This is a genomic window from Roseateles chitinivorans (assembly GCF_050632145.1).
GTDB classification, from domain to species: domain Bacteria; phylum Pseudomonadota; class Gammaproteobacteria; order Burkholderiales; family Burkholderiaceae_C; genus Roseateles; species Roseateles chitinivorans_B.
On sequence record NZ_CP192577.1, the window covers coordinates 2,201,034 to 2,221,520 of the forward strand.

The following is a 20,487-nucleotide window of genomic DNA, read 5'->3' on the forward strand; positions in this document are numbered from 1 at the left end:
GCGGGAATCACAAGGTGGGAGGACGGTGAGGAAAAGGCTGCGGCCTCGCGTGTGCGCATGCCGCTTGACGATGCCGATGATCGGACATCCGAATGAGGAACGGGGCCAGAGGCCCCGTCGTCGCGTCGGTTGAATCCGGAGGTCCGGACGGCCGGAACGGCCGTCGGACTCACACGTGTCGGATCTTGACCCGGGCGTGCTCGTTGATGCCCATCGCGCCGAAGAACAGCGCCACCAGGCGGTGCGCATCGCTGAACTGCACCGCGCGGTTCTCGCTGCGCCGGGCCAGGACCCAGTTCAGCAGGTCGCCCGCGGCCATGAAGTCCAGGCGGATCAGCTTCGGGCAGGCGATCGTCACCAGCGAGGCGCCGCCCAGCTGCTCGGTCATCAACGCCAGCGTCTCGCTGATGTCGCCGCTGAGCTGGCCGGACAGTTCCATCAGCGCCGCCGTGTTGACCGCGTCGGTCATCGTCGACTCGAGGAAGGCGATGCCGGTGTCCATCGCCGCCGGCTGGATGGACGACGGGGAACTCGTCGACAGCGCGTTGCCGCTGATGCGCACGTGGCACAGTGCCTTTTCCCAGCTCGGCGGCGAGACCTCGTAGGTCACGCAGTAGTCGATCGCGACCTCGTCGAACTGGTCCGGGCGGTTGGCCAGGCGCAGCGCCTCCAGGCGCAGCATCCAGAGGATGGGGTCGGCGTCGCGGCTGCCCACCGGGGCCTGCTCGCGCAGCACATTGAAGAAATGGTCGCCGGACAGCCAGCGCAGGTCCAGCGCCTGCTGCGCCCAGGCGCGGAACAGGTCGCGCAGCTTGGCGCAGGCCTCGATGTCGATCTGGCGCAGCGGCGCCCAATCGATCACCCATGGCATCGGCAGGTTCTCGCAGCGCGTGCGCATCTGCGTCACGGCCTCGACGTCCAGGTACTCCGGCGTGGTCCACGACACGCTGCTGGCGCGGCCGCGCGGCGCGCGCTCCGCCTGCACCGCCTCGGCCACCAGCTTGGGCAGCGAGAACCATTGCGGCGACGACAGCCCGAACTGCTGCGCGTAGTCGTTGGCCAGATGCTCGAACTTGCCCTGCTGGCCGGTCGCCCGGTACAGGTCGAACAGCACCAGCCAGGTCTCGGCGTGCTCGTGGCGCGCACCGCCCAGGCGGGTCAGGTCGATCAGGCTGCGTTCGCAGTGCTCGTAGTCGGCGTTGGCGAAGGCGATGACCGCCTCGTCCAGTTCGGCGTCGTGGACGACCTCGCTGACCTCGACCTGCGGATCCGCGACGTGGAAGCTCAGCGTCGGGATCTCCTTCTTCAGCTCGGGGATGGCCGCCGGCGCTCCGGCCGGGGAGGGCGGTGCGATGCCGCCGCCCATCGAGGCCGCGGCCGGCGCGGGCGACAGGTCCAGGCGTTCGATCTCGGCCGGCGCCGCATGGTCGGAGACGCGTGCGCCGACCTGGTCCGCCGGCTGCGTCGCCGCGAAGTTGACCGGCCGGGTGCTCGTGTCGAAGAAGCCGGGCGGGTGCTGGCTCTGGACCTGCGTCGGGACGAAGCCCTCGCCGACCATCTGTTGCTCGATCTGGTCGATCTTGGCCTTCACCGTGCCGTCGTCGCGTCGCACGCCCTGGATCTCGCTGATGCGGCCCAGCTCGTCGATGCCCGAGGTCGCGTGGCCGCCCAGGGCGGCCAGCTGTTCGGGGGTCAGGCCTTCACGGCGGATCTTGCGCAGCATGTCGAGCTCGCGCTTGCGCACGAAGTCGTTGCGGCGCTTGCGCTCCACCATCGCCCGCAGCTCGGCCTTGGCGGCGTCGGCCTCGGGGTCGTCCTGGCGCGAGTTGATCTCCGCCCAGTCGGTCGTCGGATTGGCGACGAAACGCGCCACCTTGCGGAAGAAGCTCTCGCCTTCTTTGGTGCCGTCTTTGGGGTCGGACATGCTCACGCGGACCTTGCTTTTCGCAGTAGTGGCGGTGGAACGGGCGGTACTGGGGCGGTACTTCCTGATGCTGGCGGATGCGGGCGACTCAGTCGCCGAACATCTTCTGCTTCAGCTCGCGGCGCTGCTGCGCCTCGAGCGACAGCGTCGCCGTCGGACGGGCGATCAGACGGCCCAGGCCGATCGGCTCGCCGGTCTCGTCGCAGTAGCCGTACTCGCCGCTGTCTAGGCGCGTCAGGGACTGCATGATCTTCTTCAGCAGCTTGCGCTCGCGGTCGCGGGTGCGCAGCTCCAGCGCATGCTCTTCCTCGATCGTGGCGCGGTCGGCCGGATCGGGGACGATGGAGGTGTCCTCGCGCAGGTGCTCGGTCGTCTCGCCGGCGTTCGACAGGATGTCTTCCTTGAGCTGCGTCAGCTTGGCGCGGAAGAACTCGACCTGCTTGTCGTTCATGTATTCGGTGTCGGGCATCGCGAGCACTTCGGCATCGGACAGTTCGGCACCGGCCTTGTTTTTCCAGGCGGAGGAGAGTTTGGGATCGGCTTTCACGGCAGGTCGGCTGTTCTGGTTCGTTGATGTCGGGGTCGAGGGCCGGACGGGGCTGTCCAGCAGTGAGACCGTGCTGTCGGGCGCGTCCGCGTCGGCGGACTTGCCCTCCGCGGCAGCCTTGGACGCCTTCGCAGAGGCTGCGGGCGCCTTGGTCGCTGCGGTCTTGGAGGCCGGGGTCTTGCTCACGTTCACTCTCCTAGCGGCTCTTTATACCTGCTCGACATGAGAAGCCGGGGCTTCCCGCCGTTGGCGCAGGGGCCTGGTTCGGGCGCGGCGGATTGTATCCACCTCCGCCGCCGCACCGGCGATGGCCTTGAACCATGGATCAGTGTGGCACTAAGCCAGGCACCCTTCCAGCCCCTGCATGAGGATGTCCTTCGGCAGATCGATGCCGATGAACACCATCTTGCTGATCTTCTTTTCTTCCGGCAGCCACTTGGGGCCCAGATCCGAGCCCATCAGCTGGTGCACGCCCTGGAAGATGACCTTCTTGTCGGTGCCGTTCATGTTCAGCACGCCCTTGTAACGCAGCATCTTCGGGCCGTACACCTGCACGATCGCGCCCAGGAAGTCCTCCAGCTTGGCCGGATTGAACGGCCGCTCCGAGCGGAAGACGAAGGACTTGACGTCGTCGTCGTGGTGATGGTGGTGCGGATGATCGCAGGCTTCGCCGGGGGCGTGGTCGTGGCCTTCATGGCCGTGGTCGTGCCCGTGATCATGGCCATGGTCGTGTCCGTGCGCATGGTCGTCCACGGCCAGGAACTCCGGATCGATCTCCAGCTTGGCGTTCAGGTTGAAGCCGCGCAGGTCGAAGACGTCCTTGATCGGCACCTCGCCGAAATGGACCTTGGACTGCGGCGCGCGCGGGTTCATGTGCTTGAGGCGGTGCGACAGCGCGTCGACCGAGGCGGCGTCGACCAGGTCGGTCTTGCTCAGGAAGATCTGGTCGGCGAAGCCCACCTGGCGGCGCGCTTCCTGGCGCGTGTCGAGCTGGTCGTTGGCGTGCTTGGCGTCGACCAGGGTCAGGATGGAGTCGAGCAGGAAGGTCTCCGCGATCTCGTCGTCCATGAAGAAGGTCTGCGCGACCGGGCCGGGGTCGGCCAAGCCGGTGGTCTCGATGACGACGCGCTCGAAATCGAGCTCGCCCTTGCGCCGTTTGGCGGCCAGGTCGGCCAGCGTGGTGCGCAGATCCTCGCGGATGGTGCAGCAGACGCAGCCGTTGCTCAGCTGGATGATCTGCTCCTGGGTCTCGCTGACGAGGATGTCGTTGTCGATGTTCTCCTCGCCGAACTCGTTCTCGATGACCGCGATCTTCTGGCCGTGCGCCTCGGTCAGCACGCGCTTGAGCAGCGTGGTCTTGCCCGAGCCCAGGAAGCCCGTGAGGATGGTGGCGGGGATCAGACCCGTGGCGGCAGTGGCGGCGGAGGCCTGCGCGGAGGTCGGTGCGGCGGTATCAGGGACGGACGACATGGTGAAGACCAATCTGTAAGGGAAGCCTGGGCCCGCTAACTGAGGGCGGATGACTGTGTTTCAAGCGAATGTCAATGTCAATCGGTTATTCTGGCGCCTCCTCAACGACGGCACACACCTCAGTGTCTGAACCCCAGCCTAGTCGGCCCGCCAAACACGGCGGGCGTGGCAACGACCCACGCGGTCTCATCGATCGCGTGCTCGAATTCCTGCACCCCGGCCCCGACTCGACCAGCGAACTGATCGAGAACTTCGCCGAAGCGGAGGAGCGCGATCTGATCGCGCCCGAATCGCGCCAGATGCTCGAGGGCGTCCTGCGGATGGCCGAACTCAGCGCCGGCGACGTGATGGTCGCCGCGCCGCGGATGGACCTGCTGGACATCCAGTGGGCCCCCGACGACCTGCTGGCCAACGTCATCGACACCGGTCACTCGCGCTTCCCGGTCTACGACGGCCAGCGCGACAACATCATCGGCATCCTGCTCGCCAAGGACCTGCTCAAGCTCCAGCGCGCGCCGGAACTGAACCTGCGCGCCCTGCTGCGCCCGGCAGTTTTCGTGCCCGAGAGCAAGGGCCTGAACGAGCTGCTGCGCGATTTCCGCTCCAACCGCAATCACCTGGCCATCGTCATCGACGAATTCGGCAACACGGCGGGCCTGATCACCATCGAGGACGTGCTCGAGGAGATCGTGGGCGAGATCGAGGATGAATTCGACGTCGGCGACGGCGACGCCGGCATCTACACGCTGGCCGACGGCAGCTACCGCGTCGCTGGCGACGCCGACGTGGCCGCGGTCAACGAGTCCTTCGGGCTGTCGCTGTCGGTGGCGGACTTCGACACCATCGGCGGCCTGGTCGCGCACGAGCACGGCCGCGTGCCGCGCCGTGGCGAGACCGTCGAGGTGGCGGGCCTGCGCTTCTCGGTGATGATCAACCGCGGCGGCGCCGTGCGCTGGTTCAAGGTGACCCGCGCGCCGGCCTCCGAGGCCGACGACCACAGCGGCTGATGCGCCGCGGCGTGTCGTTCGACGGGCCTGACCGGTCCGGCAGTCCGGGCCGGGCGGTCCGCCAGGGATGGCGGGCCGGGCTCGGCCACCCGGCGCTGGCGCTCGTCGCGGGCGTTCTCCAGACGGCTTCGTTCTCGCCCAGCCCCGCCTGGTGGCTGCAGCCGCTCGCGCTCGCCTGGCTGATCTGGGCCTGTGACGGCCTGCGGCCGCGACGCGCCGCACTGACCGGCGCGCTGTTCGGCGTCGGCTGGCTGGCCTCCGGACTATGGTGGCTCTACATCAGCATGCACGACTTCGGGCATCTGCCCGCAGTCGTGTCCGCGCTCGCGGTGCTGGCGCTGGCGCTGTTCCTGTCCCTTTACTACGCCGCCGGCATGGGGCTGGCCGCGCGCTGGTCCGCCAGCGCCGCGCCGTGGCGACGGGCGCTGGCCTTCGCCGGGCTGTGGCTGGCAGCGGAACTCGCCCGCGCCACCATCCTGACCGGCTTCCCCTGGATCGCCAGCGGCTACGCGCATGCGCAGGGCCCGCTGGCCGCGTTCGCGCCCTACGTCGGCGTCTACGGCATCACCGCGCTGGCGGCGCTCGTGGCGGCGGCGCTGGCGCTGCGGCGCTGGGCGATGCTCGCCGTGCTCGTCGCCGGCGTCGTTGCGGGGCAGTTCCTGCCGCAGGACTTCACCCGGTCCAGCGGCACCCTGACGATGTCGCTGGTGCAGCCCAACATCCCTCAGGACCAGAAGTTCGACCGCGAGCGCTTCGACCAGAACCTCGACCAGCTGATCGCGCTGATCCGCTCCGCGCGGGGTCAGGTCGTGATCACGCCGGAGTCGGTGCTGCCGGTGCCGCTGGCCTTCCTCGACGAGGACCACGTCGAGCGCCTGCGCCGCGATGCCGAGACCCGGCCGCTGCTGCTGGGCACCTTCCTGGGCAATTCGACCGACGGCTTCGTCAACTCGCTGGTGGGCATCGGCTTCGCGCAGCGCTACGACTACGGCAAGCGCCACCTGCTGCCCTTCGGCGAGTACATCCCGCCGGGCTTCCACTGGTTCGTCAAGGCGATGAACATCCCGCTCGACGATCAGGCCAGCGGCACGCACGAGGGCGCGCTGCCCTTCGCAGGCCAGCGGCTGCGGCCGCTGATCTGCTACGAGGATCTGTTCGGCGAGGACATCGCCGCCAGCGCGCTCGACGGCGGCGAGCCCGCCGCGACGGTGTTCGTCAACGTCAGCAACCTGGCGTGGTTCGGACCGCGCATGGTGCAGGACCAGCACCTGCAGTTCTCGCAGATGCGGGCGCTGGAGTTCCAGCGGCCGATCGTGCGCGCGACCAACACCGGCGCGACCGCGCATGTCGACCACCGCGGTCGGGTGCGCGAGCGGCTGCCGGCGGAGCAGGCCGGCGTGCTGGAAGTGAGCGTCGACGGCCGCAGCGGCGTCACGCCGTACGCGCGCTGGCTGGCGATGCTCGGCCTGTGGCCCTTGTGGGTGTTGGCCGCGCTCGGCGTGCTGCCGGTGCTGGCGCCTCGCCGTCCGGCCCGCTCGCTTCCGGGCTGAAGCGCTTCGGCTGAACGGGCGCGACCTCGCGACGCGACACCTGTGCGCGGCCCGGGGCGCACATAGAATCGGTCGGTTTTCCCCAACGCGCCCGCCGACGGCCCGACGTCCCTATGCTGACTTTCCAGCAACTGATCCTCCGCCTGCAGGAGTACTGGTCCCAGCAGGGCTGTGCCCTGCTGCAGCCCTACGACATGGAAGTCGGCGCGGGCACCAGCCACACCGCGACCTTCCTGCGCGCGCTCGGTCCCGAGCCCTGGAAGGCCGCCTACGTCCAGCCCAGCCGCCGCCCCAAGGACGGCCGCTACGGCGAGAACCCGAACCGCCTGCAGCACTATTACCAGTTCCAGGTCGTGCTCAAGCCAGCGCCGGCCAACATCCTGGAGCTGTACCTCGGCTCGCTGGAGGCGCTGGGCTTCGACCTGAAGAAGAACGACGTCCGCTTCGTCGAGGACGACTGGGAGAACCCCACGCTCGGCTGCTGGGGCCTGGGCTGGGAGGTCTGGCTCAACGGCATGGAGGTGACGCAGTTCACCTACTTCCAGCAGGTCGGCGGCATCGACTGCAAGCCGATCACCGGCGAGATCACCTACGGCCTCGAGCGGCTGGCGATGTACCTGCAGGGCAAGGAATCGGTGTACGACCTGGTCTACACCGACGGCCTGACCTACGGCGACGTGTTCCATCAGAACGAGGTCGAGCAGTCGACCTACAACTTCGAGCACAGCGACGTCGACTTCCTGCTGAACGCCTTCGGTGCCTACGAGCGCAAGTCCAAGGACCTGATGGACGCGCACTTGGCGCTGCCCGCGTACGAGCAGCTGCTCAAGGCCGGCCACACCTTCAACCTGCTGGATGCGCGCGGCGCGATCAGCGTGACCGAGCGCGCCGCCTACATCGGCCGCATCCGCAACCTCGCGCGCGCCGTGGCGCAGAGCTATCTGGACAGCCGCGCGCGGCTCGGCTTCCCCATGGCGCCCAAGGACTGGGCGGACGAGGTGATCGCGCAGATCGAGAAGAAGAGCGCCGAGGCGGCCGCCAAGTCTGAAAAGGCTGCCGACAAGGCTTCGGACAAGAAGACCGCCGCCTGAGACGACGAGGAACACCCCAGCATGACCACGAAGAACCTGCTCGTCGAACTGTTTGTCGAGGAACTCCCGCCCAAGGCGTTGAAGAAGCTGGGCGAGGCGTTCTCGTCCGTCCTGGCCGACTCGCTGAAGGCGCAGGGCCTCGCGGACGCCAGTGCCGCGGTGACCGCCTTCGCCACGCCGCGCCGCCTGGCCGTGCACCTGACCGGTGTCGGCGCCAAGGCTGCGGACCGCGCCGTGCAGCAGAAGCTGATGCCGGTCGCCGTCGCGCTGGACGCGTCGGGCAATGCGACCCCCGCGCTGCTCAAGAAACTGGCCTCGGTCGGCGCCGACGCGTCGGTCGTCCCCAGTCTCAAGCGCGCGCCGGACGGCAAGGCCGAGGCGCTGTTCCTGGACACCGTCGTCGCCGGCGTCACGCTGAAGGACGGCCTGCAGAAGGCGCTGGACGAAGCGCTGGCCAAGCTGCCGATCCCCAAGGTCATGACCTATCAGCTGGCCGACGGCTGGAGCGACGTCAAGTTCGTCCGCCCGGCCCACGGCCTGATCGCGCTGCATGGCGATGAGCTGGTCGAAGTCGCCGCGCTGGGCCTGAGCTCCGGCCGCACGACGCGCGGCCATCGCTTCGAGACGACCGTCGCCTCGATCGAGATCAGGAACGCCGACACCTATGAGCAGCAGCTGCGCGAGGAAGGCCGCGTGATCGCGTCCTTCGAGCAGCGCCGCAACGACATCGTGCGCCAGCTGCAGGCACAGGCCGAGCCGCTCGGCCTGACGCCGATCGACGCGCCCGAGCTGCTGGACGAGGTGACCGCGCTGGTCGAGCTGCCCAACGTGCTCTCGTGCCAGTTCGAGCCCGAGTTCCTGGCCGTGCCGCAGGAGTGCCTCATCCTGACGATGAAGGCCAACCAGAAGTACTTCCCGCTGCTGGACGGCCACGGCAAGCTGACGCACCGCTTCCTGGTCGTCAGCAACGTGCATCCGGACGACGCCTCCAAGGTCGTCGAGGGCAACGAGCGCGTCGTGCGCCCGCGCCTGGCCGATGCGAAGTTCTTCTTCGACCAGGACCGCAAGAAGACGCTGGCCTCCCGCGTCGAGGGCCTGGGCAAGGTGGTGTACCACGGCAAGCTCGGCAGCCAGGGCGACCGCGCCGAACGCGTCCGCGCGATCGCGCACGCCATCGTCAACCAGCTGCGCATGGCCCAGCACCCGTACACGGCGGAAGCCAAGGACGAGTTCGACATGCTCGACAGCAAGGTCAAGGAAGCCGCGCTGCTGGCCAAGACCGACCTGCTGACCGACATGGTCGGCGAGTTCCCCGAGCTGCAGGGCATCATGGGCGGCTACTACGCCCGCCATGAAGGCCTGCGCGACGGCGTCGCCAAGGCCATCGAGGACCACTACAAGCCGCGCTTCGCCGGCGATGCGCTGCCGCGCAACCACACCGGCACCGTCGTCGCGCTGGCCGACAAGCTGGAGACGCTGGTCGGCCTGTTCGGCATCGGCCAGTTGCCCACCGGCGACAAGGACCCGTTCGCGTTGCGCCGCCATGCGCTGGGCGTGATCCGCATCCTGGTCGAGAACCACATGCACCTGTCGCTGCCGGAACTGATCGAGGGCGCGCTGCCCGCGTTCGGCGAGCTGATCCAGGACCCGAGCGAGCCGCTGCTCAGCTTCTTCGCCGACCGCCTGGCGGTCAGCCTGCGCGACCAGGGCTACAGCGCCCAGGAAGTCGACGCCGTGCTGGCGCTGAACCCGGCCCGCCTGGGTGACGTGCCCAAGCGCCTGGGCGCGGTGCGCGCCTTCGCGGCGCTGCCGGAATCGGCCTCGCTGGCCGCGGCCAACAAGCGCGTGGGCAACATCCTCAAGAAGGTCGAGGGCGAACTGCCGACCGAAGTGAAGCCCGCGCTGCTGACCGAGGCCGCCGAGAAGGCCCTGGCCGACGCGCTGGCCGGCGTGAAGCCGCAGGCCGACGCGCTGTTCGAGCAGCACGACTACGCCGGTTCGCTGAAGGCGCTGGCCGCGCTGAAGGCGCCGGTCGACGCGTTCTTCGACGACGTGATGGTCAACGCCGAGGACCCCGCGCTGCGCGCCAATCGCCAGGCGCTGCTCAAGCAGCTGCACGAGGCGATGAACCGCGTGGCCGACCTGTCGCGCCTGGCCGTCTGAGCGTCGGCTGATCGTTCCCCGTCGTCGTTCAAGCGCAGTCCACTGGAGATCACTATGCCTAACCGGTCCGACCATCCGCACGGCATGAAGCTGGTGATCCTGGGCCGCGACGGCACGATCAACCGCTACCGCGACGACCACGTGAAGTCGCCCGAGGAACTCGAGCCGCTGCCCGGCGCGCTCGAGGCCGTCGCGCGGCTCAACCACGCCGGCTGGCACACCGTCATGGCCACGAACCAGCCCGGCATCGGCCGCGGGCTGATCGACATGGCCTCGCTGAACGCCGTCCACCTGCGGCTCAACCAGCTGCTGGCGGAGAAGGGCGGCCGGCTCGACGCCGCCTTCTTCTGCCCGCACGCGCCGGAAGACAACTGCAACTGCCGCAAGCCGCTGCCGGGTCTGATCGAACAGATCGGCGAACGCTTCGGCGTGGACCTCAAGAACGTGCACATGGTCGGTGCCAGCGTGCGCGACCTGCAGACCGCGCACAACGCCGGCTGCATGCCGCACCTGGTGCGCGGCGACCGGCTCGCCGGCGTCGACGAGGCGCAGCTGCAGGAGCAGATCGCGCTCGTGCCCGGCTCGCGCGTGCACCAGGACCTGACGGCCTTCGCCGAAACCCTCATCCACGCGGAACGCCGCGCCCGCGCCGAAGCGCGAGGCGAATCCGCCGAACCCGATACCGCCCCTGGAGAACTGGGCTGATGCCGATGCTCATCACTGTGCTGCGTTCCATCGTTTTCGTCCTCTACCTGATCGTCACCGTCATCCCCTGGGGCAGCGCGGTGGTGCTCTGCTCGCTGTTCCTGAACAGCACCCAGCTCTACTGGATGTGCGCCACCTGGCTGCGCGTCGCGATCTGGGGCGCCAAGCTCATCTGCGGCGTGCACTGGCGCGTGCGCGGCATGGAGCACCTGCCCACCGATCCGAAGCAGTCGGTCATCCTGCTGTCCAAGCACCAGTCGACCTGGGAGACCTTCGCCTACCCGATGCTGATGCCGCGGCCGCTGGCCTACGTGTTCAAGCGCGAGCTGATCTACATCCCGTTCTTCGGCTGGTCGATGGCGCGTCTGGACATGATCCACATCGACCGCAGCAAGCGCAGCGAGGCCTGGAACAAGGTGGCCGCGCAGGGCAAGCGGATCGCGGCGCTGGGCAACTGGATCATCATGTTCCCGGAAGGCACGCGCGTGGCGCGCGGCAAGGCCGGCGACTACAAGACCGGCGGCTCGCGTCTGGCGGTCGAGACCGGCGTGCCGGTGGTGCCGATCGCGATGAACTCCGCGACCTGCTGGCCGCGCAAGAGCTTCCTGTTGAAACCTGGCACGATCGACGTGTCCATCGGCCCGATGATCCCCAGCACCGGTCGCGCGCCGGCCGAGCTGATGAAGGAAGTGCAGGCCTGGATCGAGGCCGAGATGCGGGTGCTCGACCCCGCGGCCTACCCGGCCGTCGCGTCGGGCGAGGTGTCCCAGGTCCCGCCCGCGCCGCCGGCTCCCCCGCGCCGCCGCCCGCGCCGGCCGCCGCCTGATTACACTCGCAGCCCATGCTGCCTTCCAAGCTGCGGGGACTGGGCGCACTGCTGAACAACTTCACGCAGTTGTCGCTGTTCGACACCGAGCCCCAGCCCGCGCCCCCGAGTCCTGTTCCGGATCCTGCCGTCGCTCCGACGCCGCGCCCGCGCGTCGAAGCCGGCGCGACCGCGCGTCAGGTCTTGCTGCAGGGGCAGTCCATCCCGTATGAACTGAAACGTGCGCGGCGCCGCAGCATCGGCTTCACCGTGAGCGAGGACGGCCTGCGCGTGTCGGCGCCGAAGTGGGTGCCGCTGGGCGACATCGACAAGGCGCTGCAGCAGAAGGGCGAGTGGATCCTGCGCAAGCTCGTCGAGCAGCGCGAGCGCGCGCGGCGCACGCAGGCGGCGCGTGTCCACTGGGGCGACGGCTGCAGCCTGCCTTACCTGGGCGAACCGCTGATCGTCGTGCTGGATCCGTCGCTGACGGGGGCCCGGCTCGACGAAGGACAGTCCGATCCGCAACCGACGCTGGCCACCGTGCCGCGCCGCATGCTCTACCTGGGCCTGCCGCAGGACGCGACGCCCGACCAGATCCGCGACACGGTCCAGGCCTGGCTGCAGCGACAGGCGCGACAGCGCTTCGAACAGCGCTGCCGGCACTTCGCGGGGCCGCTCGGCGTCACGATGACGGGGCTGAGACTGTCCTCCGCGCAGACGCGGTGGGGCAGCGCGAGCGCGGACGGCATGATCCGGCTGAACTGGCGGCTGATCCACTTCTCGCCGGCGCTCATCGACTACGTCGTCGCGCATGAACTCGCGCATCTCAAGGAGATGAACCACAGTCCGCGTTTCTGGGCGGTGGTGAGGTCCGTCTTCCCCGATTACGAACTCGCGCGCGATCGCCTCAAGCAGGCGGTGTTGCCGCTGATGGATGAGGCTTAGGGCCTGGGGACTGCCAGCGAGAGCGGTGAGCCAAAACGGCGTGGTACCGCTACGTTTCAGAGTGTTCCCCCTTCAGGGGGCTTGTAGCTGATTTGAGTGGCGTTGCACACTGAGGTTTGCTGTCATCACTCGCATCTGAGTCAGAACTTCCTCCCGCGTTCCGCTCCCGGCGGCGCTTTGGGTTCCCCAGCCACCCGGCTGCGCCAGGACAACCCGCGCTCAGAGCCGACAAGCTGATGCAAAAAAGGCGCAGCGCCGCCGTCCCGTGACCGGGGCGGCGGCGACTGTCTTTCTGGGGTCAGGTGATGTGCCTGCTCGCGCCGGGATGGCGCTGCGATCTCAAGCCCTCAAGCCGAGAAGCGGTGGATCCCGTCGTCGTCCAGCGTGCGTCGCAGCAGTCCACCCAGCCACAGGCGGTTCAGATGCGCCACCGCCTCGCCCATCGCGAAGGTCGTCTGGTGCAGGTCCAGGGGCCGGCGGAACATCATCGGCAGCAGCTCGGCCGCGTGGCAGGGCTTCGCGGTGCAGGCCTCGAGCACTTCCGCCAGACGTTCCCGATGGTGCTCCTGCAACTGGTCGATGCGCGCATGCAGACCGCGGAACGGCTTGCCATGCGCGGGCAGCACCAGCGTGTCGGCGGGCAGCGCGGTCAGCCGCGCGATCGAGTCCAGGTAGAGCTGCAGCGGATCGGCTTCAGGCTCCACGTCGAGCACCGAGATGTTGGTCGAGATCCTCGGCAGCATCATGTCGCCGGAGATCATCACGCCTTGCCCGTCCGCCTGCGTTTCGCTGAACAGGCTGATGTGCTCGGGCGCATGGCCGTAGCCGACGAGGCAGCGCCAGTCGTGATCGCCGATGCGCACCGTCATGCCGTCCATGAGGCGGCGGAACGCCGCCGGGATCGCGGGCACCATGCTCGGGTAGTAGCTGGCGCGGCCGCGGATCTTGTCGAGCGCTGCGGGGTCGCTCAGGCCATGGCTGCCGAAGAACGCCGCCGCCGCTTCGCCGCCCAGGCCGACCGTCGACGCGGAGGCCACCCTCGCCAGCTGGTAGTCGGTCGCGCTGATCCACAGCCGGCATTGCCACTTCTCGGTCAGCCAGTGCCCCAGCCCCAGGTGGTCGGGATGGAAATGGGTGACGATCACGCGCAGCACCGGCAGACCGTCCAGGCGCTCGGCGAAGACGCGTTCCCAGTTCGCCTTCGTCGTGTCGTTGTGGATGCCGCAGTCGACGATGGTCCAGCCCTCGCGGCCGTCCTGGACGTCCCGCAGCAGCCAGAGGTTGATGTGGTCCAGCGCGAAGGGCAGTCCCATCCGCACCCAGCGCACGCCGGGCAGCAGGTCCAGTGCCTCGCCGGGGCCTGGCAGCGTGTCGCCCAGGGGGTAGGAGAGTTCCGATTCGCGAGGGTTGGCCATGGCTTTAGACTTACGTTTACGTCAACGTCATTTGCCAGTGTAGCCATGAGCCCCTCTTCCCGCCCGACCCCGGCCGATGACCTGCCCGAGGACGCGCTGCCCGAGGCCGGCGACGACGCGGGGCCGCTGTTCACGATCACCGAGCTGGCGGCGGAGTTCGACATCACCCCGCGCGCGATCCGCTTCTACGAGGACATGGGTCTGCTGACGCCGGCTCGCGCCGGTCGCAACCGCGTCTACACGCAGCGCGACCGCACGCGGCTGAAGCTGACGCTGCGCGGCAAGCGGCTGGGCCTGTCGCTGCAGGAGATCAAGCAGCTGGTCGACATGTACGACAACCAGTCGGACACGGTGCCGCAGGCGCGAGCGTTCCTCGGCGTCCTTGAGCAGCACCGCCGCCAGCTCCAGCAGCAGTTGAACGACATCGAGATCACGCTCGAAGAGATCACCTTGCACGAGGAGCGTTGCCACGCGCTCCTCTCCGAGGCCGGCGCCGAACAACATCCGTCCGCCTGACCCGGTCCCAAGCCGCCGAAGTACTGCCTCTACACTGCCCGCCGATGAACGGCCTGCATCTCACCGCCGACCTGGCCGGCTGCGCCAATGACGCCCTGCTGACGGACGGGTCAGGTCTTGCCCGTGCGGTCCGTGCCGCCGCCGAAGCGGCGGGCCTGTCCGTCGTCGGCGAACACTGGCACCGCTTCCCGGATGCGCCGGATGGCCAGCCGGGCGGCATCACCGGCATGCTGCTGCTGGCCGAATCGCACGTGGCGCTGCACACCTGGCCGGAGATCGCGTCCGTGACGCTGGACGTCTACGTCTGCAACTACGAGGGCGACAACTCGGACAAGGCGCGTGCGCTGATGGCGGCGCTGGCGGCGCTGTTCGAACCGGCTGACGCCCGGCATCACGCGCTCGTCCGGGGACAGCTGGGCGCCGGGGCGCTTTAGTAGACTCTCGCCCGGGCCGCAAGAGCCCAGGAGTCCGAGGGATTGATCGAGAGCAACACCGAGCTGACGCGGGTGCCGAAGGCGCCGTCGCCTGCGCCTGCGCGCGGGCCCGCATCGGTGCGCGCGGCGGCGGCGGCGCGGCCGGCCGGCGCCATGGTCGCCTCCTCGCCCGCTCCCGCACCCTCTCCGGCCTTGCCTGCCGGGTCCACGGCCGGATCGCCGGCGGCGACTCCCGCGCGTGACACGCCCGTCACCAGGCGGCATGCGTGGCGCCTCGAGTTCACCGGCACTGGCGCCGACTACTTCCGCATCTGGATCGTCAACACGCTGCTGACCCTCGCGACACTGGGCGTCTATTCCGCCTGGGCGAAGCGCCGCAAGGCGCGCTGGTTCGCGCGGCACACGCTGCTGGCCGGCGAGCCGTTCGACTTCCATGGCGACCCGCGTCGCATCCTCGTCGGCCGCGTGCTGGCGCTCGCGCTGCTGCTCGCCTGCGTGCACGCGTTCGACTGGTCCCTCGCCGCCGGCGTGGCCGCGCTCGCGGCGCTCTACGTGCTCGGACCGATGCTGTTCGCAGGCGCCCAGCGCTTCAAGCTGGGCAACCTCAGCTGGCGCGGCCTGCGCTTCGGCTTCCAGCCGGTGGCCGTGCCGACCTATGCCTCCTGCCTGCCGCTGCTCGTGGCGTGGACGCTGGTCGCGTTCGTCGTCAGCCTGGGCCCGGACCTGGGACCGTGGGTGAGCGGTCTGATCGGCCTCACGGCCGCGCTGCTGCTTCCGATCGCCCATGGGCGACTCCGGCAGTTCCAGCATCGGCATGCGCGCTACGGCGCGCTCGCCTTCCATTTCCATCTGCCGGTGGAGGCCTTCTACGGCCTCTACCTGCGGGTGGGCGGCGCGCTGATCGTCGCCGGCGCGGTGACGGCACTGATCGGGGCCGGCGTGTCGCTGGGCTGGAAGCTCGCCGGGGGCGCGCCGCCCGAGGGTCTGCGTACCGCGCTGCCGCTGGTGGCGGTGGCCGTGGCCTGGGCCTGTGCCTGGCCGATCTACATCGCGCGGCAGCAGCAGGTGGTCTGGAACAACACCCGGCTGGCGGGTGGCATCGAGTTCGCGTCCGACGTCTCCGTGGTGGCGCTCCTCAAGACCGTGCTCGGCCAGGGATTGCTGACCGTGCTGACGCTGGGTCTGTACTGGCCGTTCCTGGCCGTGCGCATCGCCAAGCTGCGCATCGAGGGCCTGAGCGTGATGACGGACGCGCCGATCGGCGGCATCGTCGTGCAGGCGCCGCCGCGGCGTGGCCCCGGGCCCGCCCGCGGTCCGGCCGTCGACGGCGCTGGCGACACCTTCGGCCTGGATGTCGGGTGGTGAGCCCGCGGGACGTCGCATGAGGCCGAAGATCCATACCGCCACCGCCCGCTGGTTCGACGGCGTCGACAACCGGCCGCAGGACGTGCGTGTCCGTCTGAGCGGCAACCACTTCGAGTTCATGCCGTGGCCGCCCCGGCCGCAATCCTCGTCGTCGATGCCGTCGGAAGCCGAGCTGGCCGCGTCGCGACCGTCGATGCCCGGCCTGCGCCGCTACGCGCGCAAGGCGCTGCAGGTCGGCGAATGGTGGCGCGACCGTCCGACGCCGGTCGGCCTGCCCGACGGGGGCACGGTCTGGCTTCCGGCGGACAGTGCGATGGGACGGGTGCTAGGCGGGCAATCGCTGCTCTCGCAGATCATCGGCAGCTGGAGCCTGGCCATGTGCGCCCTGGTGGCGTTGGTGGCGCTGGTGGTGTGGTTCGACCGGCAGGGCGTCGGCCTGCTGGCGCGTGCCACGCTGCCGCTGATTCCCAAGCAGCTCGACGCGGCCGTCGGCCTGCAGGTGGAAGAGCGGCTCGCGGCGACCTGGCTGAGGCCGTCGCAGCTGCCGATGGAACGCCGGCAGGCGATCCGCGCCCGCTTCGCCGATGTTGCGGGCCGCGTGTTCCCGGGCATGAGGTTCGACGTGCGCTTTGCGCGCCAGGGCGACCACAAGGGCTCGCAGGCGATGGCGCTGCCCAACGGCACGATCTTCGTCTTCGACGGTCTCGCGGAATTGCTGAGCGACGACGAACTGGTCGCCGTGCTGGGTCATGAGGCCGGACACGTGAAGCACCGCCATGCGATGCGACAGCTGGTGCAGGGCGCGGGACTGCTGTCGGTCACGGGCCTGGTGATGGGAGACTTCCCGTCGGTGGCGGGGACCCTGCTGGCCTCGACGCAGACGATGCGCTACACCGCGGACGCGGAGGGCGACGCCGATGCCGAGGCGCAACGCCTGATCCTGCGCGAACATCTGCCCAATGAGACCCTGGTCGGGGCCTGGGTCAAGGTGCTGGGGGAGATGCGGCGCGAAGGGCGCATCGACAGCCTGAGCGGCCTGCTCGCGACGCATCCGTCGATCGGGGAGCGCATCGAGAGCGCCCGGCGCGCGGCCCAGGAGGCGGAGCCTTTGCGCTGAGGCTCCGAGACGTTGAGACGTTGAGGCGTTGAGCGGGACCGCCCACCTGCCACCTTCAGGGCGCGGACCCTCCCAGGGCATGGGGCCTCGCGTCCGCGAACCCCACGCCCTGTGCGTGTCCCGGTGACCGTCGTTCTTGCGACGGCTTGGGGCTCGTTGTGGACGACGATTACCTGGCGTTGGTGGTGGTCGTCGATTCCTGGCCCTTGGCGACGGCGGTCTCGGGCGTCGGCGTCGCCGGCTTGAACTGTCCCATCACGTCGCGCTTGCCGCGTTCCAGGTAGGGCACCGGCTGGTCCATCCAGGTCGGGCGCGGGCTGCCGAGCAGGTAGTGATCGAAGAACTCGGCCATGTGCACGGTGTAGTGCTTCATGTTGTCGCGCTCGCGCAGGCCGTGCTTCTCGCCGTTGTAGTTGAACCAGTAGGCCTCCTTGCCGAGGCGGCGCAACGCGGTGAAGAACTCGATGCCCTGGTACCAGGGCACGGCATCGTCCTCGTCGTTGTGGATCGTCAGGTAGGGCGTGGTGACCTTGTCGACACGGAAGATCGGCGAGTTCTCCAGGTACAGGTCCGGACGCTCCCACGGCGTGGCGCCGATGCGGCTCTGGCCGTGCTCGTACTGGAACGCGCGGCTGATGCCCGCGCCCCAGCGGATGCCGCCGTAGCCGCTGACCATGTTGGCCATCGACGCCCCGGCCTCCGCCGCGCGGAACTGATGGGTGTGCGTGATCAGGTAGTTGATCTGGTACGCGCCCCAGCTGTGTCCCTGGATGCCGACCCGCTTCGGGTCGACGTAGCCCTTGGCGATCTGCTGGCGGATCGCCGGCAGCACCGTGTTCATCGCGCTCTTGCCCGGCTGGCCGGTCGTGTAGACGATGTCCGGCCGCAGCACCAGGTAGCCGTTGCTGACGTAGCGGGAGACGTTGATGTTCTGCGACGGCGCCGGCGGGATGTAGCGGTACCGGTTGTCGGTCATCTTCTCGTAGATGTAGACCATCATCGGGTACTGCTTCTTCGGGTCGAAGCCGGGCGGCTTGGCCAGCAGCGCGCGCAGCTTCCTGCCGTCGGCGGCGGTGTACTCGATCAGCTCCTGCGTGCCCCACGCATAACGCGACTGCTGCGGGTTGGCGTCGCTGATCTGCTGCGGCCGCTGGAACGCGAGCGTCGAGGTCCACAGGTCCGGGAACTGGGTGAAGGTCTGCTGCGTGAAGGCGATGCGGTCCGCGTCCTTGGCCTTGATCAGGCCGCCGATCATGCGGTCGTCCTGGATCAGCGCCTTGGGTACGCCGCCGGTCCCGTCGACGCGGTAGTAGCCGCTGGCGCGCGTGACGTCGTGCGTGCCGGCCAGCGTGAGCGCGTCGGCGGGCAGCGGCTTCTTGTCGGCGTCCTCGGGATCGAGCGGGACGACGCGCAGCTGCAGCTGCTGCTGGCGACCCCAGCCCTGCGTGAGGTTGCGGGCCTGGCCGGTGGCCGGTTGCACGGCCCAGAGGTCGAACTTGTCGTAGACGACGACGCTGTCGTCGTCGGCGGTCCAGCCGGCGCTGCCGTAAGGCGAGGGCAGGTCGGGCACATCGCGGTCATCGTTGTCGAAGCGCGACTTGATCTTGCCGGTCAGGTCGATGGCGGCGGCGGTGTCGGTGCGCCAGGCCATCCAGCGGGCGGCCGGCGCGTCGAAGCCCAGCACGTAGCGGCCGGCGGGCGACAGCGTCGGCGCGTGGCGCAGCTTGCGCGCGAGCGGCTTGGCCGCGCCGGTGTTCAGGTCGACGGCGTAGGCGTCCATGTACGCGCCTTCCCACGACATCAGCTGGCGGTACGGCAGCTCGCTCAGGCCGAGCGCGACGGTGGCGTTCTCGTTGACCTGGATCGTGGGCAGGTCCTTCGTCGCGAGTTGCACGAAGCGCGCCGCGTCGACGTCGTTGCCCAGGTGAACGACCGCGCGGTAGCTGCGCGCGCGTTCGCGTTCGGCCTTGGCCTTCTGCGCCGACTGCAGCTCCGGATCCTTCCAGTGCCAGAGGTCGACCTTCATCGGCTCGGGCGCGTCCTTCGGTTCGGGCGCGGGGAGTTCGGCGGTGCCGAGGAACAGGCGCTGCCCGTCCTTGCTGAAGGCGAGCGCGGCGTGCTCGCTCGGCGTCCAGCCGGCGGGCATGCCGGCGGTTTCGCCGCTGACCAGCACCGAAGCGCGCTCCTGGCCGGCCTTCCACAGGAAGAGCTTGAACGGGGTCGGATCGGGCTTGTCGGCCTTCTCGTCCTTCTTCTCTTCCTTCCTGTCGTCGGCTTTCTTCGCCTTCTCCGCCTTCTCGACGGCCCTGGTCTCGGCGACGTGGTCGCGGCTGCTGACGAAGGCCAGGCGGCGGCCGGCCTCGTCGAAGCGCAGCTGCTTGTAGCTGCCGGCGCCGGACATCACCGCGCGGGCCTGTGTCGGCGCGGCCGGGTCGATGACGTAGACGCCTTCGCGGGCGGTCTCGTCGGCGACGGACTTCGCGTCGGCCGCGACCGCGGGCGGGGCGTCCGCGACGGCGGAAGCGCCGGACGCACCGGAAGCGGAGGAAGAAGCCGGGGCGGGCGTCGACGGAGTCGCCGGCGCGGCCGGCTTGGCCGCGTCCTTCTTCGCCGGCTCCTTGACGGAGACCACGTAGGCCAGCAGCGTGCCGGCATTGTTCCAGGCGAAGTCCGACGCATCCTTGAAGGTGTTGCGCTGCTTCGTCTCGGCGTCGATCAGGAGCAGATCGTTGCCGGGCGCCTTCTTCGCGGAGGGACCACCGCCTTCGGGCGGCGCCTCCTGATCGGAGGGACTGTCGGCATCGACGAGATCGCTGTCGGCATCGGCCTTCGCGGTCGACCCCTTCGTGTCCTTGGCGTCCTTCTTGACCGCCGCCTCCAGCAGCAGTGCCAGATGCTGGCCGCCGTCCCTGCCCCAGCCGAAGCGCTTCACGCGCTCGACGGACTCGACCTTGCCGGTCGACAGATCCATCCATGCGGCGCCGGCCTTGGGCGCGTCGTCGCCCTTCTTCTTGTCCTTCTTGGCCTTGTCGAGGTCGACCCGCGTCGGCTGCACGGCGAAGGCGACGAAGCGTCCGTCGGCGCTGAACTGCGGCGAGGTGCCGCGCGGCGCGCGGTATTCGCGGCCGTCGGCGATGCGGCGGACGACCAGCTCGCCATCGGCCTCCTGTGCGACGAGCGCATACGCGATCCACTGGCCGTCGCGGCTCAGCTGGGTGTGCTGGATGCTGCGCCAGGTGGCGTAGATGTCATGCGTGATCGGCAGCTTGACGGCGGCGGGCTGACCGACGGCGGCCGCCGCGGTGGCGACGGGCGTGGCCGACTGCGGCGGCGTGGCCGCGGTCAGCGGCGCGAGCGGCAGCAGGGCGAGCGACAGCGCGGGCAGCGAGGACAGGAAAGACCGGTGGGACATGGGACGCTGGAGGAGGTAGGA

The 20,487-nt window shown here is 69.3% G+C and carries 16 protein-coding genes; 11 read left to right on the forward strand and 5 right to left on the reverse strand.

The annotated features are described in order from the left end of the window. Window positions 1–169: 169 nt before the first annotated feature. The 3 genes from ACQ86G_RS10075 to ACQ86G_RS10085 all read right to left on the reverse strand — a co-directional run bounded on the left by ACQ86G_RS10075 (window position 170) and on the right by ACQ86G_RS10085 (window position 3,941). Window positions 170–1,924 carry a hypothetical protein gene (locus tag ACQ86G_RS10075; RefSeq protein ID WP_431260439.1) on the reverse strand — a complete coding sequence of 585 codons (1,755 nt, stop codon included), beginning with the start codon at window positions 1,922–1,924 and terminating at the stop codon, window positions 170–172. Between the two features lie 88 nt (window positions 1,925–2,012). Further along, window positions 2,013–2,657 (reverse strand): RNA polymerase-binding protein DksA, encoded by a 645-nt coding sequence (gene dksA, locus ACQ86G_RS10080; protein ID WP_431260440.1) that lies wholly within the window; start codon window positions 2,655–2,657, stop codon window positions 2,013–2,015. Between the two features lie 150 nt (window positions 2,658–2,807). Beyond that, a complete protein-coding gene (locus ACQ86G_RS10085) occupies window positions 2,808–3,941 on the reverse strand; it encodes a CobW family GTP-binding protein (RefSeq protein WP_431260441.1) in 1,134 nt (377 codons plus the stop codon). Window positions 3,942–4,063: 122 nt separating this feature from the next. Here ACQ86G_RS10085 and ACQ86G_RS10090 point away from each other — a divergent pair, with 122 nt between their 5' ends. From ACQ86G_RS10090 to ACQ86G_RS10120, 7 genes are all read left to right on the forward strand, one after another. After that, on the forward strand, window positions 4,064–4,948 hold the full coding sequence (locus tag ACQ86G_RS10090) for an HlyC/CorC family transporter (protein WP_431260442.1): 885 nt from the start codon (window positions 4,064–4,066) through the stop codon (window positions 4,946–4,948). Beyond that, window positions 4,948–6,498, forward strand: coding sequence for an apolipoprotein N-acyltransferase (gene lnt, locus ACQ86G_RS10095; RefSeq protein WP_431260443.1), 1,551 nt, complete (start codon window positions 4,948–4,950; stop codon window positions 6,496–6,498). The genes ACQ86G_RS10090 and lnt overlap by 1 nt, the downstream gene beginning before the upstream one ends. A 113-nt stretch (window positions 6,499–6,611) precedes the next feature. Continuing rightward, entirely contained in the window at window positions 6,612–7,589 is a 978-nt protein-coding gene (gene glyQ / locus ACQ86G_RS10100; protein WP_431260444.1) for a glycine--tRNA ligase subunit alpha, read from the forward strand. A 21-nt stretch (window positions 7,590–7,610) separates the two neighbouring features. Beyond that, window positions 7,611–9,752 (forward strand): glycine--tRNA ligase subunit beta, encoded by a 2,142-nt coding sequence (glyS, locus tag ACQ86G_RS10105; protein WP_431260445.1) that lies wholly within the window; start codon window positions 7,611–7,613, stop codon window positions 9,750–9,752. Between the two features lie 54 nt (window positions 9,753–9,806). Then, a complete protein-coding gene (gene gmhB / locus ACQ86G_RS10110) occupies window positions 9,807–10,457 on the forward strand; it encodes a D-glycero-beta-D-manno-heptose 1,7-bisphosphate 7-phosphatase (RefSeq protein ID WP_431260446.1) in 651 nt (216 codons plus the stop codon). A 5-nt stretch (window positions 10,458–10,462) separates the two neighbouring features. Further along, complete coding sequence (locus ACQ86G_RS10115; protein ID WP_431260447.1) at window positions 10,463–11,338, forward strand: lysophospholipid acyltransferase family protein; 876 nt, start codon at window positions 10,463–10,465, stop codon at window positions 11,336–11,338. Next, a complete protein-coding gene (locus tag ACQ86G_RS10120; RefSeq protein WP_431260448.1) occupies window positions 11,299–12,207 on the forward strand; it encodes a M48 family metallopeptidase in 909 nt (302 codons plus the stop codon). Before ACQ86G_RS10115 ends, ACQ86G_RS10120 begins: the two co-directional genes overlap by 40 nt. A 347-nt stretch (window positions 12,208–12,554) precedes the next feature. On the opposite strand, the gene ACQ86G_RS10125 is transcribed toward ACQ86G_RS10120, so the two are convergent. Next, complete coding sequence (locus tag ACQ86G_RS10125) at window positions 12,555–13,622, reverse strand: MBL fold metallo-hydrolase (RefSeq protein WP_431260449.1); 1,068 nt, start codon at window positions 13,620–13,622, stop codon at window positions 12,555–12,557. A 45-nt stretch (window positions 13,623–13,667) separates the two neighbouring features. Here ACQ86G_RS10125 and ACQ86G_RS10130 point away from each other — a divergent pair, with 45 nt between their 5' ends. From ACQ86G_RS10130 to ACQ86G_RS10145, 4 genes are read left to right on the forward strand one after another with little or no spacing between them, the layout of a single operon-like run. Further along, complete coding sequence (locus ACQ86G_RS10130; RefSeq protein WP_431260450.1) at window positions 13,668–14,138, forward strand: MerR family transcriptional regulator; 471 nt, start codon at window positions 13,668–13,670, stop codon at window positions 14,136–14,138. 44 nt (window positions 14,139–14,182) lie between these two features. Continuing rightward, window positions 14,183–14,572 (forward strand): adenosylmethionine decarboxylase, encoded by a 390-nt coding sequence (gene speD, locus ACQ86G_RS10135; protein ID WP_431260451.1) that lies wholly within the window; start codon window positions 14,183–14,185, stop codon window positions 14,570–14,572. A 42-nt stretch (window positions 14,573–14,614) separates the two neighbouring features. Beyond that, complete coding sequence (locus tag ACQ86G_RS10140) at window positions 14,615–15,937, forward strand: YjgN family protein (protein ID WP_431260452.1); 1,323 nt, start codon at window positions 14,615–14,617, stop codon at window positions 15,935–15,937. A gap of 16 nt (window positions 15,938–15,953) precedes the next feature. Continuing rightward, entirely contained in the window at window positions 15,954–17,054 is a 1,101-nt protein-coding gene (locus tag ACQ86G_RS10145; RefSeq protein ID WP_431260453.1) for a M48 family metallopeptidase, read from the forward strand. 169 nt (window positions 17,055–17,223) lie between these two features. Here the strand turns inward: ACQ86G_RS10145 and ACQ86G_RS10150 are convergent, their stop codons facing one another. Then, a complete protein-coding gene (locus ACQ86G_RS10150) occupies window positions 17,224–20,466 on the reverse strand; it encodes a prolyl oligopeptidase family serine peptidase (protein ID WP_431260454.1) in 3,243 nt (1,080 codons plus the stop codon). Between the last annotated feature and the right edge of the window lie 21 nt (window positions 20,467–20,487).

What these genes read in the sequence shown, in the direction of transcription:
- ACQ86G_RS10125 (WP_431260449.1), bottom strand. Translation starts at nt 13,622, where the DNA reads ATGGCCAACCCTCGCGAATCGGAACTCTCCTACCCCCTGGGCGACACG.
- ACQ86G_RS10075 (WP_431260439.1), bottom strand. Translation starts at nt 1,924, where the DNA reads ATGTCCGACCCCAAAGACGGCACCAAAGAAGGCGAGAGCTTCTTCCGC.
- ACQ86G_RS10120 (WP_431260448.1), top strand. Translation starts at nt 11,299, where the DNA reads ATGCTGCCTTCCAAGCTGCGGGGACTGGGCGCACTGCTGAACAACTTC.
- lnt (WP_431260443.1), top strand. Translation starts at nt 4,948, where the DNA reads ATGCGCCGCGGCGTGTCGTTCGACGGGCCTGACCGGTCCGGCAGTCCG.
- speD (WP_431260451.1), top strand. Translation starts at nt 14,183, where the DNA reads ATGAACGGCCTGCATCTCACCGCCGACCTGGCCGGCTGCGCCAATGAC.
- ACQ86G_RS10150 (WP_431260454.1), bottom strand. Translation starts at nt 20,466, where the DNA reads ATGTCCCACCGGTCTTTCCTGTCCTCGCTGCCCGCGCTGTCGCTCGCC.
- gmhB (WP_431260446.1), top strand. Translation starts at nt 9,807, where the DNA reads ATGCCTAACCGGTCCGACCATCCGCACGGCATGAAGCTGGTGATCCTG.
- glyQ (WP_431260444.1), top strand. Translation starts at nt 6,612, where the DNA reads ATGCTGACTTTCCAGCAACTGATCCTCCGCCTGCAGGAGTACTGGTCC.
- ACQ86G_RS10085 (WP_431260441.1), bottom strand. Translation starts at nt 3,941, where the DNA reads ATGTCGTCCGTCCCTGATACCGCCGCACCGACCTCCGCGCAGGCCTCC.
- glyS (WP_431260445.1), top strand. Translation starts at nt 7,611, where the DNA reads ATGACCACGAAGAACCTGCTCGTCGAACTGTTTGTCGAGGAACTCCCG.
- ACQ86G_RS10130 (WP_431260450.1), top strand. Translation starts at nt 13,668, where the DNA reads ATGAGCCCCTCTTCCCGCCCGACCCCGGCCGATGACCTGCCCGAGGAC.
- ACQ86G_RS10145 (WP_431260453.1), top strand. Translation starts at nt 15,954, where the DNA reads ATGAGGCCGAAGATCCATACCGCCACCGCCCGCTGGTTCGACGGCGTC.
- ACQ86G_RS10115 (WP_431260447.1), top strand. Translation starts at nt 10,463, where the DNA reads ATGCTCATCACTGTGCTGCGTTCCATCGTTTTCGTCCTCTACCTGATC.